Here is a 17231-nt window from a genome sequence, read left to right on the forward strand (position 1 = left end):
GATCTCGAACATGGACAAACAGACGTTGGTAATCAAGCTGGGCGGCGCCCTTATCGAGAACGACGAGGCGCTGACCGCCCTGTTCGCCACCCTCAAAACCTTTCTCGACGATCAGCACCGTCCGCTGGTGCTGGTGCACGGCGGTGGCTGTCTGGTGGATGACCTGCTCAAGGGGCTGGGTCTCACCTCTACCAAGAAGAACGGCCTGCGGGTGACCCCGTTCGAGCAGATCCCTTTCATTGCCGGGGCGCTGGCGGGGACGGCCAACAAGCAGATGATGGCCAAGGCGATCGCCACCGGCATTCCGGCTGTGGGGCTCTGTCTGGCAGATGGCGGCCTCTGTCAGGTGACCCAGCTCGACCCGGATCTCGGTGCAGTCGGCGAGTGCAAGCCGGGCAACCCGGCACTGGTGGCGGGGATCCTCGGTCAGGGCTTCCTGCCGGTGGTGAGCTCCATCGGCATCACAGCCGAGGGGCAGCTGATGAACGTCAACGCGGATCAGGCGGCCACCGCCATTGCCGAGGCGCTCGGTGCCGATCTGGTGATGCTCTCCGACGTGAGCGGCATCCTTGATGGCAAGGGCAAGCTGGTGCCCCAGCTCGACAAGCTGACCGCGCAGGATCTGATGGAGAAAGGGGTGATCCGCGATGGCATGGCGGTCAAGGTAGAAGCCGCCCTGCACGCCGCCCAGACCCTCGGCAAGCCGGTCTGTGTCGCCAGCTGGCGTTACCCGGACCAGCTGCTCAAGCTGCTGGCTGGCGGCGCCGTCGGCACTCAAGTGGCCATTTGATCTCCACCGGAACAAGGAACATCCGATGCAACATCTTCTGAAAGACAGTGATCTGAACAAAGCCCAGATTGAAGCGCTGATTTCGCTGGGCAAAGCGGTCAAGGCCGACCCGAAGAAGTACAGCCAGGCGCTGGCGGGCAAGAGCGTGGTCACCCTGTTCGAGAAACCCTCCCTGCGCACCCGGGTCACCTTCGACATCGGCATCGCCAAGCTGGGCGGCCACAGCGTCTATCTGGATCAGCAAAACGGGGCGCTGGGCAAGCGGGAGTCGGTGAAGGATTTCGCCGCCAACCTGTCGCGCTGGTGTGATGCCATCGTCGCCCGGGTGTTCGATCACCAGACGCTTGTTGAGCTTGCTGAACACGGCTCTGTGCCGGTGGTGAACAGCCTGTGCAACCTCTACCACCCCTGTCAGGGGCTGGCCGACTTTATGACCATTGCCGAGCACTACGACGATCTGTCGAAGGTGAAGCTTGCCTATCTCGGTGATGGCAACAACGTCAGCCACTCTCTGCTGCTGCTGGGGGCGACCCTCGGCACCGACGTCACCCTCATCTGCCCGAAAGGCCACGGCCCGGATACCCAGATCTTCCTGCAAGCGCAGGCTCTGGCGGCCAAGTCGGGGGCAACCATCCACATCAGCGATGACGTGGCAGATATCGAAGGGTTCGACGTGGCCTACACCGATACCTGGGTCTCCATGGGCGACAACACCCCGATGGAGCAGGTCAAAGACCTCTTTATGCCTTACCAGATCAACCAGGCCCTGCTCGACCGCACCGGCATCCAGCATGTGCTGCACTGCCAACCGGCCCACCGGGAGCTGGAGATCACCTCGCAGGTGATGGATGGCCCCGCCACCCTCATCATGGACGAGGCCGAAAACCGGATGCATATCCAGAACGCCGTGTTGCTGACCCTTCTCGGCGGCAAGTAACGTGGCACTCAACCTGAATCACGACACTTTTATTGAATCATCATCGAATCATCACGGAGAGAAGTAACATGAGCGGAATCAACAAGATCGTACTGGCTTACTCGGGTGGACTGGATACCTCGGCCATCATTCCCTGGCTGAAAGAGCACTATGACGCCGAAATCATTGCCTTCGTGGCCGATGTGGGTCAGGAGCGCGACGATCTGGAAGGGATCGAGCAGAAGGCGATCGCCTCCGGCGCCACCAAGTGCATCATCAAGGATCTGCGGGAAGAGTTCGTCAAAGAGTACGTCTACCCGACCCTGAAGACCGGCGCCGTCTATGAAGGCACCTATCTGCTGGGTACCTCCATGGCCCGTCCGGTGATCGCCAAGGCGATGGTGGAAGCGGCACTGGCGGAAGGGGCTGATGCCATCTCCCACGGCTGCACCGGCAAGGGTAACGATCAGGTGCGTTTCGAAGGTGCGGTTGCCGCGCTGGCGCCCCAGCTGAAAGTGATCGCCCCGTGGCGGATCTGGGACATGCGCTCCCGGGAAGATCTGCTCTCCTATCTGGAGACCCGCAACATCCCCTGCAAGGCGACCCTGAAGAAGATCTACAGCCGCGATGCCAACGCCTGGCACATCTCCACCGAGGGTGGCGAGCTGGAGAGCACCTGGAACGAGCCGTCCGAAGCGGTCTGGCAGTGGACCGTACCGGCCGAACAGGCACCGGATCAGCCGGAGTACGTCAAGCTGACCGTGGCGCAGGGTGAAGTGGTGGCCGTTGACGACCAGCCGCTCAGCCCGCACCAGATCCTGATGACCCTGAACGAGCGTGCCGGCAAGCACGGCGTGGGCCGCATCGACATCACCGAAAACCGGATGGTGGGGATGAAGTCCCGCGGCTGCTACGAGACCCCGGGCGGTACCGTGATGGTCGCCGCGCTGCGCGCCGTGGAAGAGCTGGTACTGGATCGCCCGACCCGCGCCTGGCGGGAGAAGCTGGGTGCCGAGTTCTCCCATCTGGTCTATGACGGCCGCTGGTTCACCCCGCTGTGCAAGGCGATCCTCGCCTCTGCCAACGCCATCGCCGAAGATCTGGACGGTGAAGTGGTGCTGAAGATGTACAAGGGTCAGGTCACTGCGGTGCAGAAGAAGTCGCCGAACAGCCTCTACTCCGAAGATTTCGCCACCTTCGGCGCCGACGAAGTGTATGACCAGAGCCATGCCGAAGGCTTTATCCGTCTCTACACCCTGGCCAGCCGGATCCGCGCCATGAAGGAACAGCATCAGGCTATCGGTGGGGATCACACCCACGGCTAAGCAAGCGTGATAACCCGTTGATTCCGTTGAGGGGGCATGGCCCCCTCTTCTACAGGCAGAGGGCATAACCCCTGACCCATCAACAGCGGGTGTGACAAGAGCGGCAGCGCCCCGGCCGCTTCTGTGAGATAACAGGGGCTGTGTGAATATGATGCTGACGTATTTTCTCCCTTCTCCCCTTGCGGGAGAAGGGGCGGGGATGAGGGGGGAATTACCCTCACCCTAGCCCTCTCCCAGAGGGAGAGGGAACCGATTCGCAGTTGCTGGATTTGACGTGTTCAACGGCAACAGCACTCATCACCACCGCACTGTTATTCAGGAAAATACAGGGCAAGATTTCTGCGCGCAGGCCAAGAGGCCGCGCGAGTACGGCAGGCGTAAACGCCTACCGACAACGCATTCAAGGAGAGCAGTATGGCACTTTGGGGTGGACGCTTCAGTCAGGGAGCCGATAGCCGGTTCAAGCAGTTCAACGATTCGCTGCGGTTCGATTACCGCTTGGCGGAGCAGGATATTCAGGGCTCCATGGCCTGGGCCAAAGCGCTGGTGAAAGTGGGTGTATTGACCGCCGATGAGCAGGGCAAACTGCAACAGGCGATGGAGGTGCTGCTCGCCTCGGTGCAGCAGGATCCCCAGCAGATCCTGAGTTCGGACGCCGAAGATATCCACTCCTGGGTCGAGAGCCAACTGATTGCCGCCGTCGGCGATCTTGGCAAGAAACTGCACACCGGCCGCTCGCGCAACGATCAGGTCGCCACCGACCTCAAACTCTGGTGCAAGGCGCAGGGCGAGCTGCTGCTCGGCTCCATCACCGCCCTGCAGCAGGGGCTGGTCGCCTCCGCTCGCGCCAATCAGGCTGCCGTGCTGCCCGGTTACACCCACCTGCAGCGGGCCCAACCGGTCACCTTCGCCCACTGGGCGCTGGCCTATGTGGAGATGCTGGAGCGGGATTACTCCCGGCTGCAGGATGCCCTCAAGCGGCTCGACACCAGCCCGCTCGGCTGCGGCGCCCTGGCGGGCACCGCCTACGCCATCGACCGTGAAGCGCTGGCGCTCGATATGGGCTTTAGTGGCGCCACCCGCAACAGTCTGGATTCGGTCTCCGATCGGGATCACGTGGTGGAGCTGATGCACGTGGCGTCCCTCTCCATGACCCACCTGTCGCGCTTTGCCGAAGACCTTATCTTCTACAACACCGGTGAGGCGGGCTTTGTCGAGCTCTCCGATGCGGTGACCTCCGGATCGTCGCTGATGCCGCAGAAGAAGAACCCCGATGCGCTGGAGCTTATTCGCGGCAAGACCGGCCGGGTAGTCGGCGCCCAGATGGGCATGCTGATGAGCCTCAAGGCGCTGCCGCTGGCCTACAACAAGGATATGCAGGAAGACAAGGAGGGGCTGTTCGATGCCCTCGACACCTGGCACGACTGCCTCGATATGGCCGCGCTGGTGCTGATCGATCTGAAAGTGAATGGCGAGCGCACCATGGCGGCGGCGCAAGGCGGCTACGCCAACGCCACCGAGCTGGCGGACTATCTGGTAGCCAAGGGGATTCCGTTCCGTGAAGCGCACCATATCGTTGGCGAGGTTGTGGTCTATGCGCTTGAGGTGAAGAAGCCGCTGGAAGATCTCTCTTTGCCTGAGTTCCAGCGCTTCAGCCCCGTCATTGGCGAGGATGTCTATCCCAATCTGGAGCTGGAAGCGACCCTGGCCAAGCGGGTTGCCAAAGGCGGCGTTGCCCGCGAACAGGTTGAGGCAGCCCTGACCGCAGCCGAAACCTGGCTGGCAAAACGGACGGGTTAAACCAACCTGCTTGTCATTCGAACTAGAAAGCAAAACGGCAACCTCAGGTTGCCGTTTTTTATTGCTCACCGCGGTTCAGGCACTGGCATTGAGCAGTTTGCCAACCCCCTCCCCCTTGCCATTGGGCAGGGTCTGTTTAAAGGCATCGAGCAGCTGGTCGAGGTTGAGATGGCTGGCACCGAGGGAATCCTTGAGGGTATCGAGCTCGCTTTGCAGCGCGTCGAGGCGGGTGCTCTGGGTGCCGCTCGCCAGCTGGTTGCGGGCGCTATCGATGGCAGCCGGGAGGGATTGGCCGCCATTCTCCTGCCCCAGAGTCTGCATCAGCTCCCCCATAAAGTGGTTCATGGCTGCGCGGTTCTGCTCGCTATTGGCCTCCTTGATTCCTAACCGCTTGAACAAGCTCTGGACGGTCGGCGGTAGGCGCTCCTCCTGTACGGCAGGCTGCACGGGCTGGGGTTTGCTACTGTTGCCAAGCAGCTGGTTGCCCAGCTTGAGGGCGAGCGAGGCAAGGGGAAGCAGGCTGCTGATCATGATAACTCTCCGCGACAACGACCCTTGATGGTGTTGCCAGGAGGAGTGCATAAGCGGGGCCAGCACGGCGATAAAACGCACTGCACCGGCTAATCCCTTGAATGGCTGATCTATTTATTCAACCAGCACGCAGGAGATAGCCGAGCGCAAAGGGAAGTCCGGCGGACAGTAGCTGCCGCCACGGGCGGTAGTGGCAATATGGTGGCAAAGCGTTTTGCCGCCCACCCGAGCCGCGACGCCTTCCTTTCACACCCTGATCGCCAACTCTTTGAGCCACTTGCGCTGCTGATGGCACCAACAGAGTAAAACCTGACAAAAGCACCGCAGCGATCAGGCACCGAATAACGACCTGCGGGCTTACTAATCGAGCGGTGATCCGCCCACAAGGCGTGACCAATAGAAATGAAAAGAGGCTCCGAAGAGCCTCTTTTTGTTTCCGTGTCTGAACCCGACTCAACCCAGCAGCAGATAGAGCTGGTGAGCGGCCACACCGGCGCACAGGCCGCCGATGGTGTGGGCAACGATGGCGCGGGAGGTGAGGTGGCGATAGCCGAGGGCATCGAGCATGGCTGTATGGGTGCTCAAAAAGCCGCTCCAGCACATCCCCATGGCGGTAAACACCGCGACCTCGTTACCAGTGATCCACCCCTTGGCGATAAAAGGGGGCACCAGCGACATGGCGGCACCAACCGCACCAAGCGAGGTAGCCGGGAAGGCAACCAGCTCCGGCTGCTGGAAGCCGAACAGCAGGTCAAACAGCCAGCTCACCTTGGCAGCCAGCACCGGCAGCAGGGCAACCCCCTGAAACGCTTCGCCGGTATACCCCTTGTCGCCGGGGCCGAAGGTGAGCAGCATCACGAAGGTACTGATGATCAGCACCCCGGGGATCACCGCCATCCCCAGCTCCACGCCAGATTTGCCGCCATCGAGCAGAGAGTTGAGGATCCGCAGCCAGCCGGGAGCCGCCTCTTTGGTCACCCCTACCTTGCGGCCGTCGGACGATACAGCGTCTTCGTTCAGCACTTCCCCCACCAAGGGACGGATCATCCGCTGCATCAGTCGGGTAGAGACCACCGAGCCCACCAGAGCACCCAGCAACCCAATCAGCGCCGCGCTGGCAGTGGATTCACCGCTCGGCAGCTGCAAGGTGGCCATAAAGGTCACCACGATCAGTCCCATGCCAAAGGCGGTGCCGAAGTTGGTGAGCGACACCAGCTGCCAGGGGGTGAAACCTTTGCGAAAGCGGCTGTCCTTGGCGAGGCTGATCACCGCCGGGTTGTCGGAGAAGAAGGTCATCAGGGCCGCCAGCGCGGTGCGACCGGGCAGACGAAACACCGGCTTCATCAGCGGCGCCAGCAGCACCTCCAGCAGGCGGATCACCCCGAACTCGCTCAAGAGTTGGCTCAGGGCACCGGAGAGCACCGTGATCCCCATGATAAAGAGCACGGTATTGAGCAGCAGCTGGTGGGCGGTATTGAACAGGGTGTTGACCATGGCAGAGAGGCCCATCTGGCTGCCGAGGTAACCGAACAGGCTGCCAAGAATAAGCAGTACCAGCACGGGTTCCATCCAGTTCCTAATGGCGGCAAGTCGCCCCTTTGACTCTATAACTACATGATTTTCCATATCTATCCTGCGGTTCATCTGTGCGTGTGTGGTTGTTTTTATGGTTAAAAAATGGCTGCGCCAAATAGAAAAAAGCCCTTGTCTTGCGACAAGGGCTTTTTGAATTGGCTCCTCCTACTGGACTTGAACCAGTGACATACGGATTAACAGTCCGCCGTTCTACCGACTGAACTAAGGAGGAATTGTAATTGGTGCCCAGAGACGGAATCGAACCGCCGACACGGGGATTTTCAATCCCCTGCTCTACCGACTGAGCTATCTGGGCAAATGGTGCCGGCTACCGGAATCGAACTGGTGACCTACTGATTACAAGTCAGTTGCTCTACCTACTGAGCTAAGCCGGCACACTTTAAACCATTGCGCATGAACAAATTTTTTATTTCATGGCACCAAAATTGGTGCCCAGAGACGGAATCGAACCGCCGACACGGGGATTTTCAATCCCCTGCTCTACCGACTGAGCTATCTGGGCGTGGGCGCTATTAAACGGATTTTAAGGCAGATGGTCAACGGGAAATTTCACTTTTTGTCTCGTTCGTCTCTTTTTTGCGCAACATCGTCCATTTCTGCCACTTCTTCGGCACAGGCCGCGCCTTTTCGCTCCCAGACTCTGGGTTCCTCCCCCTTGAGCAGGCGGGAGATGTTCTCGTGATGGCGGATCAGGATAAGGCAGGAGAGCAGCGAGACAGGGAGGGTGTATTCGGGTTTGAGCAGGTAGGTAAAGAGCGGCGTCAGCAGCACGGTAATGATGGAGGCCAGCGAGGAGTAGCCGCTCACCAGCAACACCAGCAGCCAGGTGCCAATCACGGCGCCCCCCATGGTGAAACCGATGGGCATCATGGTGCCGAGTGCCGTGGCAACCCCTTTGCCACCACGAAAATGAAAGAAGATGGGGTACATATGGCCGAGACAGGCGGCGACCCCGATAAAGCCGAGGTAGACGGGTTTGATCTGCAGATACCAGGCGAGATAGACGGGCACAGTGCCCTTGAGCACATCGAGCAGCAGCACCACCAGCGCCGCCATCCGGCCACCGAGGCGCAGCACATTGGTTGCCCCCGGATTGTGGGAGCCATGATCCCGCGGGTCGGGTAGACCGGTGCAGCGGGAGACCAGCACAGCACTGGATAGTGAACCACCCAGGTAGGCCAGAATAATCATCAAAATCGTCAGGGCCGTCATCTTGGTCGTTTTTACCACGATATGAATGGGGTATGATGCGGGCCACATACGCTGGCATGGGCCCATGCCCACCCAGAGCGCCTCGGCAAGCCTGTTGCCCGGCCAGCATCCCTGCGCTGTCATCACAGCCCATCAAGAGTAAAGAAGAAGTACAGTCATGGACAAGGTGTTTATTCGCGGACTCGAAGTTTTGACCACCATCGGTGTATATGAGTGGGAGAAGGGCATTCGCCAAAAGCTCCGTTTTGACCTCGAGATGGGGTTCGACAACCGCCCCGCGGCAGCAACCGACGACATCAATCTGGCACTGGATTATGCCGACCTCTCCAACAAGATTTGCGAGCATGTCACCGGCAAAGTCGTCGAACTGGTCGAGACCATGGCCGAGCAGGTTGCCATGCTGGTGCTCACCGACGAGCGGGTACAGTGGGTCAAGGTGACGCTCACCAAGCCGGGCGCCGTGCCCAATGCCGCCGGGGTCGGCGTCGAGATCCTGCGCCATCGCACCCCGGCCGCGAGCAGCAACTGATGACCACCATCTATATCAGCCTGGGCTCCAACATCGAGCGGGATCGCCATATCCGTGCCGGACTCGATGCCCTGCACGCCGAATTTGGCGAGCTGCGGGTCTCCCGGGTATTCGAGAGCGAAGCGGTCGGCTTCAACGGCCGCCCCTTCTACAACCTGGTGGCGGCTGCCGAGACCGATCTGCCGCTGACCACCGTCTGCCAGCGACTGCGGGCCATGGAGTTCGCCCACGGCCGCGAGCCGGATGCCAAGAAGTTCGCCCCGCGCACCCTGGATCTCGATCTGCTGCTCTATGGCGATATGGTCTGCGACACCCCGCTGGTGCTGCCGCGCGGTGAAGTGCTCACCAACGCCTTCGTGCTCTGGCCGCTGGCCGAGCTGGCCCCCAAACTGCGCCACCCCGTCGATGGCCGCACCATGGGCGAGCTGTGGCAAGCCTATGACAAGGCCTCCCAGCAGCTGTGCCCCATTCCCTTTCACTGGGAAGCGTGCGAATTGCAACATCACTGATCCGCAAGGGCGCCTCACGGCGCCCTTGTTGTTTTCACGGACAGGGTTGCTTATCACGGATAAGAAAGTGTCATTGGGCCTGACCCTGCGAGGCTGGCAGGATAGCGCCCACTACAGGAGAACCCCATGCCACTCGATACCATTCACCATTTCAACTGCCAGTTGCTGGCCGAACTGCCCCACCAGCGCTATGAGCACGAGCCCATCCTCGACTACGCCACCGATGAAAAGGTCAAGGCCCGCCTCGGCTGGCAGGCGGAGTTCAGCAAGACCCTGTTTCTCAAGTTCAAGGATGGCCGCTTCGCCCTGCTGCTGACCCACAGGGAGGGACGGCTCGACAACAAGGCGGTCAAGGCCGCACTCGGTGCCAAGCCCTCCATCTGCACCGCCGAAGAGATGCAGGCGGAGATTGGCTGCCTGCCGGGGGCTGTCTGCCCCTTCCTGCCCCGTGCCGATATTCCGCTACTGGTGGATCCGCAACTGCTCAACCACACCGCCTTCACCTGGACTCCGGGCCACCCGGAGCAGACCTTTCTGCTGGCGACCGAGCATCTGGCCGAGGTACTGGCGCAGCTCCCCTGCGAGGTCAGCTATCTGCCCGCGCCGACGGCGTAGCCCCATCGCGCGCCAGCTGGGCGAAGATCAGCGCCGCCAGCATGGAGAGCAGCCCGACACAGAGGTAGGTAAGGTGGAACCCGGCCAGCCACTGGCCGTTGGCCGCTGAGGTACCCGCCGAGAAGAGCCCGAGCAGGCTGGCGGCAATCGCCACCCCCAAGCTCATGGAGAGCTGCATCACCACCGAGAGCAGACCGTTGCCACTGCTGGCCAGGGTCGGGCTGAGATCTTGCAGCGTGAGAGTGTTCATGGCGGAGAACTGCAGCGAGTTGATGGCGCCGAAGATCGCCAGCCAGCCCAGCAAGACCCCGTAGGGGAGCTGGTTGTCGATAAAGTAGAAGCTGGCGATCATCGCCCCCAGCAACAGGGTGTTGCCGATCAGAATGCGGCGATAGCCCACCTTCGGAATCAGCTTGTTCACCAGCGTCTTGGTCAGCATGGCGCCAATCACGGTGGGGATCATGGTCATCCCCGCCTTGCTCGGGGAGAAGCCGAGCCCCAGCTGCAGAAACAGCGGGGTGAGGAAGGGCATGGCGCCGCTGCCGAGGCGGGCAAACAGGTTGCCCCAGATGCCGATGGCAAAGGTGGCGGTCTTGAACAGGTTCAGGCTAAAGAGCGGCTGCGGTGCATTGGCGGCATAGAGCCAGTAGCTCGCCATCGCCGCCAAGCCGAAGATCAGTGCAAACAGCGCCCAACCGGTGGAGATGCTGTGCTCCCCCAGTCCCTGCAAGCCGACCGACACCAGCACCATGCCGACGCTGAACATCACAAAGCCCTGCCAGTCGAACCGGGCGGTCTGCTGCCGCAGCTCCGGCATAAAGTGCCAGCTGGCGATAAAGCCGAGCAGCCCCACCGGCAGGTTGATGAGAAACACCCAGTGCCAGCTCGCCACTTCCACCAGCCAGCCACCGAGCGCCGGCCCCATCAGCGGGCCAAGCAACCCCGGGATGGTGACAAACGACATCACCCGCAGCAGCTCGTGCTTGTCATAAACCCGCAGCACTGCCAACCGTCCTACCGGCATCAGCAGCGCACCGCCAATCCCCTGAAGCACACGGGCGGCAACCAGCATGGAGAGCGAATTGGAGGCGGCGCAGGCGAGCGAGCCGAGGGTAAAGAGCGAGATGGCAGCCAAATAGATGCGGCGGGTGCCGAATCTGTCAGCCAGCCAGCCGGAGGCCGGGATCAGCAACGCCACCGTCAACATGTAGGCGATGATCACCGACTGCATCTGCAGCGGGCTCTCTCCCAAGGTCTCGGCCATGCTGGGCAGGGCGGTGTTGAGAATGGTGCCATCCAGCGCCTGCATAAAGAAACCGACCGCCGCCAGCAGGGGCAGCCACTTGCGCTGGGCATCTGTCACTGTGTGGCTCATTGCCACCTCCATTATTTTTGCGGGGGAGCGGCGGCGGTCAGGAAGAGATCGACACAACTCAGGGTCCAGGCATCCTGCTCGGCAGCGCTTTGGGTCAACGGCAGACCCAGCTCACGGAGCATCCGCTCCTTGCCCTGCCACATCAGCAACAGCTGCAAGGCGGCCTGTTCGCTGTCTTGATGGCACAGCAGGCCTTGCTGCTTCTGCTGCTCCAGCCAGTTGGACAGCATCTCGGTCACGTAGAGCGGGCCCGCCTCGAAAAAAAGGGTGGCCAGCTGGGCATCGTTGCAGCTGATGCAGGTGCGAAAGATATTGATGGCATCATCGCTCAGGATCAACTTGCGAAAGCTGCGACCAAAGGCAATCAGGCTCTCCCGCACATTGTTGCCACGCAACAATACCTCCGGCATCAGCTCGCTGCTGACGCACTTGCTGCCCACCGCTTCGGCAAACAGCGACTCCTTGTTGGCAAAATGGCTGTAGACCGTCTGCTTGGAGACGCCCGCTTCACTGGCCACCATGTCCATGCTGACCAGATGCAGACCGTGCTGACAGAAGAGCCGCCCGGCAGCATCGAGGATCGCAGCCCGCTTCTGCTGACTACGGGGTGAAATGTTCATTTTTCCTCCACAATCAAACTGGACAGTCTAGTTTCGAAAAACTAGACTCACCGGTGTGATTTGATGTTATGTCAACCAGAGGATGATGTCATGACACTTTGCTTAATCCTGCTGGCGCTGTTACTGAGTGGCTGCAGCCCGGTCACAGAGTCAGAAGAAACACCCGCCCTGACCCGGGTGATCGCCCAGCCACAGCAAGCCAGCGATCACTACCCGGTGCTACACCGCTTCAATGGCAGGGTGATCGCCCCCGAGCACAGCCAGATAGGCTTCGAGCTGGCAGGGCGGATCGCCACCCTGCACAAGGGACGGGGAGAGCCGGTCGCGGCTGGCGAACTGCTCGCCACACTGGATACCCGGCTGCTGGCAGTGGAAGCCAAAGAGCTGGCCGCCCGGGCCGCCCAGAACGAGGCCGAGCTGACCCTTGCCCGACAGACGCTCGAACGACTCACCGCCCTGCGCCAGCAGCAGTTCAGCTCCCGTCAGGCGCTGGATGAACAGCAAGGCAAAGTCCGCATGCTGGAGGCAAGCGCCAACCAGCTGGCCGCCGCCCTCGAAGCCAACCGGGTCAAACAGGAGAAATCACAGCTGCGCGCCCCCTTCAACGGGATCGTAGTCAGCCGCGAGCAGGCATTGGGGGCCGTGGTGGCTGCAGGCCAGCCTCTCTTCTCCCTGACCCGCAGCGGCCAGTGGGAGGCCGATATCGGCGTGCCGGTGAAACAGGCCGAGTCCCTGATCGTCGGCCAACACTACCCCCTGCAAAGCGGGGCGCAATCACTGGAGGGGCGCCTGCTTAATCTGGGGGTACAAGTGGACGGGCAGACCCACACCCGCACCGCCCGCTTCCAGCTGACCCGGGGTGGCGAACAACTGGCAGAGGGGCAACTGATCACCCTGTTGCATCAGACCCGCGAGCCTACCCGCGCCTACGAGGTACCGCTCACCGCGCTGACCCAGGGATTGCGCGGCAGCTGGACCCTCTATCTGCTCAACGACGAAACGCCACCCCGGGTGGTCAGTCGGGACGTCACCCTGCTGCAGCAAGATGGCGAGCGGGCCTGGATCAGTGGCGCCCTGAATGGGCAGGAACAGCTGGTGACCGATGGCCTGCATAAACTGGTGCCGGGCCAGCAGGTCACCCTGACAACCAGCGTGGATCATCAGGCTGGCCATCCGGAGCCACAGTCATGATCCGCCCGTTTATCGAGAATGGCCGACTGCTGCTGTTGACGGTCGCACTGCTGCTGACGGCCGCCCTTGCGGCATTGCAGACTCTGCCCAGAACCGAAGATCCCCAGCTCACCAGCCGTTTTGCCAGCGTAGTTACCCACTTCCCCGGGGCCAGTGCCGAGCGGGTGGAGGCGCTGGTGAGCGAGCCCATCGAGAACCGGCTGCGGGCCCAGAGCGAGATCAAGCTGATCGAGTCGAGCTCTCGCCCCGGTCTCTCCATCATCAATCTGGAGCTCAAGGATGAGGTCAGCGATGTCGAGCCGGTCTGGTCCAGAGTCCGTGATCGGCTGGCAGATCTGGCCGCCGTGCTACCAGCCGGCGCCAGTGCCCCCAAGCTGGATGATGAGAAAGGCTACCCCTTCACCCGGCTGGTCAATGTGGTCTGGCGCGGGCCGGGCCAGCCGCAGCTGGATCGCCTCGCCCGCTACAGTGCCGAGCTGGAACGCCGGGCTCGCCAGCTGCCGGGCACCGAATACGTCGAGCGGGTCGGGGCACCGCAAGAGGAGATCGAGGTGCGGTTCGATCCCCTCGCCCTCAGTGCCAGCGGCATGAGTGGCGAACAGCTTGCCCAGGCGCTGAGCGGTGCCGATGCCAAAGTGGCCGCCGGGGAGTTGCAGGGCAGCCACAATCGCTTTCAGGTGGAGATCCGCGGTGCCCTCGATACCCTGGAGCGGATCCGCCAGATCCCGCTGCGCACCGGCGAGCAGGGCCAGACCCTGCGCCTTGGCGATCTGGCCGAGGTACGGCGTACCCTGCACCAGCCGGAGAGCCAGCTGGCCTTTGCCAATGGTGAACGGGCCGTGGTGGTCGGCCTGCGCATGGCACAGGATCACCGCATCGACCTCTGGTCGGCACGGGTCGATACCATGCTGGCCCAGCTGCAACAGGACTTGCCGGATAATATAGGCCTCGTCACCAGCTTCGATCAGCAGCGTTATACCGATCAGCGGCTCGACACCCTGCTCATCAACATTGTGCAGGGCTTCCTCATCATAGTGGCAGTGCTGCTGATGACCTTGGGAGTCAAGGCCGCCATTATCGTGGCCCTGTCGCTGCCGCTTACCGTGGCGTTCTCATTCGCCTGCATGAACCTGATCAATCTGCCCATTCACCAGATGTCGGTCACCGGTCTGGTGGTGGCGCTCGGGATCATGGTGGACAACGCCATCGTCATGGCGGATCGGGTGCAGTATCAGCGCCGCCACGGCATGGCCATGAGTGCCGCCGCACTGGAAGCCATCGGCCACCTCTGGCTGCCACTGCTGGGCTCCACCCTCACCACCATGCTCGCCTTTATGCCGATCATTCTGATGCCGGGCCCGGCGGGCGAGTTTGTCGGCGGCATCGCCTGGGCGGTGATCTGTTCGCTGCTGGGCTCCTACCTCATCGCCCACACCCTGGTGGCAGGCCTCGCAGCCCGCTGGATTGGCAGTGACCAGGGGGGACGCTGGTATCAGGATGGCTTGCACCTGCCCCGGGTGAGCGCCCGTTTCCAGCAGAGCATCGCCATGGCGCTGGCTCACCCCTGGCGCACCCTGCTGCTGGTCAGTCTGCTGCCCCTGCTCGGTTTCTGGGTGGCGGGCCGCCTCACCGAACAGTTCTTTCCCCCTGCCGACCGGGACATGATCCACATCGAGGCCAGCCTCTCCCCACAGGCGAGCCTGGCGCGCACCCGCGAGTTGGCACTGGGGATCTCCGCCGAGCTGGCCAGCCTCCCCGAGCTGGTTCGTCAGGATTGGGTGGTGGGCGACAACGCCCCCAGCTTCTACTACAACCTGGTGCCCAGAAAACAGGGGCGGGCCGATTACGCCCAGGGGATGATCACTCTGCAGGATGCCGATGCTGCCGAGTGGCTCATTCCACAACTGCAGCAGCGGCTCGATGCAAAATTTCCCGAAGCGCAGATCCTGGTGCGCAAGCTGGAACAGGGGCCGCCTTTCAATGCCCCCGTCGAGCTGCGGCTGTTTGGCCCCGACCTTGAACAACTACACCGTCTGGGAGAGGAGCTGCGCAGTCTGCTCGCCAATACCCCGGCAGTGGTGCAGACCCGCGCCACCTTGCAGGCCGGGGCCCCCAAACTCTGGTTGCAGGTCGATGAGGAGGCCGCCCGACTGGCAGGCATGAGCCTGACCGATGTTGCCTCCCGGCTGGCGGGCGCACTGGATGGCAGGTTGGGCGGCACTGTGCTGGAAGGCACCGAGTCAATCCCGGTTCGGGTGCGACTGGCCGAGCCCTTGCGTCAGGATCCGGATGCGCTGCTCAATGTGCCGCTGTCGCTCACCGGCACCGGCACCGGCCAGCAAGGGGCTGCCAATCTCACCTTGCGGGCACTTGCCACTCCCGAGCTGCTGCCAAGCTGGGGGGAGATCAGCCGTCGGGATGGTGAGCGGGTCAATGTGCTGGAGGCCTATCTGGCGGTCGGCGTACTGCCGCAAACTGTGCTGGAGCAGGTCAAAGAGAGGCTGGCCGCCAAGGCGCTGGCGTTGCCGCCGGGCTATCGACTGGAGTTTGGCGGAGAAGCCGCCAAACGGGATGAATCGGTGGGTAATCTGATGGCCCATGTCAGCCTGGTCGCCGTGCTGCTGGTGGCCGTGCTGGTGCTCAGCTTCAACTCGTTCCGGCTGGCAGGCATCGTCACCCTGGTGGCGATCCAGTCGGCGGGGCTCGGGCTGCTGTGGGTCTGGTTGCTGGGTTACCCTTTCGGGTTTACGGTGATCATCGCCCTGCTGGGACTGATGGGGCTGGCCATCAACGCCGCCATCGTCATTCTGGCCGAGCTGAGGGCAGACCCGCTGGCACAACAGGGCAATCTGCCGCAGATCCGCGATCTGGTGGCCGGTTGCAGCCGCCACATCGTCTCGACCACCATCACCACGGTGGGCGGCTTCATCCCGCTATTGCTGGGGGGCGGCGGCTTCTGGCCCCCCTTTGCCATCGCCATCGCCGGTGGCACAGCGCTGGCGACCCTGCTCTCGTTCTACTTTGTGCCGGTGGCGTTTGTGCTGTTCAACCGTCGCCGTCCTGACCCGGTGCAGGAGAGCTGCAACGCGCAAGATCAGTTGTCGGGCTGACCCAGCATGGCTTTGAGCCGCTCTTCCAGAGTGGGCTCGGGGGCCTTGAGGGTCGCCATAAAGAGCTGCTCGATACCGGCCTTGTCCTGACTTTTCACGATAAACACCAGTCGGGACTGGGCCTTGCCCTCCGGCCAGTCGCCCAGCGCCTGCAGCGGATAGAGCTGGCCGTGGACGCCGTGGATCACCACCGGCTGGCTCTCCCCTTCCAGCTGCAAGATCCCCTTGAGGCGCAGCAGGGCATCGCCATACTGCGCCTGCACCGCATCGATGGCGGCCAGCAGGCGAGAGGGCTTGAGCGGCTCACCGATACGCAGGGAGAAACTCTCGATGTTGCCGTGCTCGAAGTGGGTGGGCGCAGCTGTGCCCACCTTGGCGGCGAACGGTTGCATCTTCGGCTGCATCGGTGACGCCAGCCCCTGCTTGGGGGATTCGGTGCGCAGCCAGGCCAGCAGCTGGCGCACATCGCGCCCTGCCGCTTCGTTGTAGGCGCCGAGCTTCTCCAGCACCGCTGGCGACAGTTCGCCATTGGTCACCTGCTGGATGGGGGCCGCCGGGTTGAGTGCCGCCAACTGGGCTTCGACCCGTGCCAACTGCTCGCCATCCACCAGATCCCCCTTGCTCACCACCAGCAGATCCGCCAGCGCTACCTGCTTCACCGCTTCATATTGAGCCGCCAACTGCTGCTCGATATGGCCAGCATCCACCACGGTGACAGTGCCATCGAAGCGGTAGCGCTGGGCGATAAAGCCCTCTTCCCTCAACGTGAACAGAACGGGGGCTGGGTCAGCCAGACCGGTGGTCTCGATAATCAGCCGCTTGAACGGTTTGATCTTGCGCTGGATGGCCTTCATAAAGAGCCCCTGCAGCGCCTCCACCAGAGAGCCCTGCACCGAGCAGCAGATGCAGCCGGAGTCGAGCAGCATCACCTGCTCATCCACCTGTTGCACCAGATGGTGATCCAGCCCCACCGAGCCGAACTCGTTGATCAGCACGGCGCACTCACCGAGCTCCGGCTGCTTGACCCAGTGGTTGAGCAGAGTTGTCTTGCCGCTGCCGAGAAAGCCGGTCAGCAGGGTCACAGGGATACGGGTATCTTGCATATCGGTCAT

15 protein-coding genes and 4 tRNA genes are annotated in these 17231 nt (G+C 62.2%); 9 read left to right on the forward strand and 10 right to left on the reverse strand.

Going from position 1 to position 17231, the window contains the following annotated elements; translation table 11 throughout:
- Positions 1-10 precede the first annotated feature (10 nt).
- The 4 genes from argB to argH all read left to right on the forward strand — a co-directional run bounded on the left by argB (position 11) and on the right by argH (position 4831).
- Positions 11-790 (forward strand): acetylglutamate kinase, encoded by a 780-nt coding sequence (gene argB / locus OKC42_RS07645; protein WP_270819395.1) that lies wholly within the window; start codon positions 11-13, stop codon positions 788-790.
- Between the two features lie 25 nt (positions 791-815).
- Complete coding sequence (locus tag OKC42_RS07650; protein WP_270819396.1) at positions 816-1727, forward strand: ornithine carbamoyltransferase; 912 nt, start codon at positions 816-818, stop codon at positions 1725-1727.
- Between the two features lie 68 nt (positions 1728-1795).
- A complete protein-coding gene (locus OKC42_RS07655; RefSeq protein ID WP_033115910.1) occupies positions 1796-3031 on the forward strand; it encodes an argininosuccinate synthase in 1236 nt (411 codons plus the stop codon).
- Between the two features lie 414 nt (positions 3032-3445).
- Entirely contained in the window at positions 3446-4831 is a 1386-nt protein-coding gene (gene argH, locus OKC42_RS07660) for an argininosuccinate lyase (protein WP_167573364.1), read from the forward strand.
- A gap of 75 nt (positions 4832-4906) precedes the next feature.
- On the opposite strand, the gene OKC42_RS07665 is transcribed toward argH, so the two are convergent.
- The 7 genes from OKC42_RS07665 to plsY form a co-directional block, all read right to left on the reverse strand.
- Positions 4907-5362 carry a hypothetical protein gene (locus OKC42_RS07665; RefSeq protein WP_167573363.1) on the reverse strand — a complete coding sequence of 152 codons (456 nt, stop codon included), beginning with the start codon at positions 5360-5362 and terminating at the stop codon, positions 4907-4909.
- A 453-nt stretch (positions 5363-5815) separates the two neighbouring features.
- Positions 5816-6988 (reverse strand): CD0519/CD1768 family membrane protein, encoded by a 1173-nt coding sequence (locus OKC42_RS07670; RefSeq protein ID WP_270819397.1) that lies wholly within the window; start codon positions 6986-6988, stop codon positions 5816-5818.
- A gap of 105 nt (positions 6989-7093) precedes the next feature.
- Positions 7094-7169, reverse strand: a tRNA-Asn gene (locus OKC42_RS07675).
- Positions 7170-7177: 8 nt separating this feature from the next.
- Positions 7178-7253, reverse strand: a tRNA-Phe gene (locus OKC42_RS07680).
- A 3-nt stretch (positions 7254-7256) separates the two neighbouring features.
- Positions 7257-7332: transfer RNA gene (locus OKC42_RS07685), tRNA-Thr, on the reverse strand.
- Positions 7333-7384: 52 nt separating this feature from the next.
- Positions 7385-7460 (reverse strand) — tRNA-Phe (locus OKC42_RS07690).
- 47 nt (positions 7461-7507) lie between these two features.
- On the reverse strand, positions 7508-8170 hold the full coding sequence (gene plsY / locus OKC42_RS07695; protein ID WP_040069041.1) for a glycerol-3-phosphate 1-O-acyltransferase PlsY: 663 nt from the start codon (positions 8168-8170) through the stop codon (positions 7508-7510).
- A 157-nt stretch (positions 8171-8327) separates the two neighbouring features.
- Between plsY and folB the strand changes: the two genes are divergently transcribed.
- From folB to OKC42_RS07710, 3 genes are all read left to right on the forward strand, one after another.
- Positions 8328-8699 carry a dihydroneopterin aldolase gene (gene folB / locus OKC42_RS07700; RefSeq protein ID WP_075112913.1) on the forward strand — a complete coding sequence of 124 codons (372 nt, stop codon included), beginning with the start codon at positions 8328-8330 and terminating at the stop codon, positions 8697-8699.
- Positions 8699-9208, forward strand: a complete 510-nt coding sequence (gene folK, locus OKC42_RS07705; RefSeq protein ID WP_270819399.1) for a 2-amino-4-hydroxy-6-hydroxymethyldihydropteridine diphosphokinase — start codon at positions 8699-8701, stop codon at positions 9206-9208. Before folB ends, folK begins: the two co-directional genes overlap by 1 nt.
- 126 nt (positions 9209-9334) lie before the next feature.
- The gene (locus OKC42_RS07710; RefSeq protein WP_181222968.1) at positions 9335-9823 is read left to right on the forward strand and encodes a YbaK/EbsC family protein; all 489 of its coding nucleotides are present in this window, start codon (positions 9335-9337) and stop codon (positions 9821-9823) included.
- Here the strand turns inward: OKC42_RS07710 and mdtD are convergent.
- Positions 9795-11198 (reverse strand): multidrug transporter subunit MdtD, encoded by a 1404-nt coding sequence (mdtD, locus tag OKC42_RS07715; RefSeq protein WP_201995343.1) that lies wholly within the window; start codon positions 11196-11198, stop codon positions 9795-9797. The genes OKC42_RS07710 and mdtD overlap by 29 nt on opposite strands.
- Positions 11199-11209: 11 nt before the next feature.
- Positions 11210-11818, reverse strand: a complete 609-nt coding sequence (locus OKC42_RS07720) for a TetR/AcrR family transcriptional regulator (RefSeq protein ID WP_005355070.1) — start codon at positions 11816-11818, stop codon at positions 11210-11212.
- A 90-nt stretch (positions 11819-11908) separates the two neighbouring features.
- Between OKC42_RS07720 and OKC42_RS07725 the strand changes: the two genes are divergently transcribed.
- Positions 11909-13009, forward strand: coding sequence for an efflux RND transporter periplasmic adaptor subunit (locus tag OKC42_RS07725; protein WP_270819402.1), 1101 nt, complete (start codon positions 11909-11911; stop codon positions 13007-13009).
- Positions 13006-16119, forward strand: a complete 3114-nt coding sequence (locus OKC42_RS07730) for an efflux RND transporter permease subunit (RefSeq protein ID WP_270819404.1) — start codon at positions 13006-13008, stop codon at positions 16117-16119. The genes OKC42_RS07725 and OKC42_RS07730 overlap by 4 nt, the downstream gene beginning before the upstream one ends.
- Here the strand turns inward: OKC42_RS07730 and OKC42_RS07735 are convergent.
- On the reverse strand, positions 16104-17231 hold the full coding sequence (locus OKC42_RS07735) for a CobW family GTP-binding protein (RefSeq protein WP_005355076.1): 1128 nt from the start codon (positions 17229-17231) through the stop codon (positions 16104-16106). The genes OKC42_RS07730 and OKC42_RS07735 overlap by 16 nt on opposite strands.

The organism is Aeromonas sp. Y311-2 (genome assembly GCF_027706025.1).
GTDB lineage: Bacteria > Pseudomonadota > Gammaproteobacteria > Enterobacterales > Aeromonadaceae > Aeromonas > Aeromonas veronii.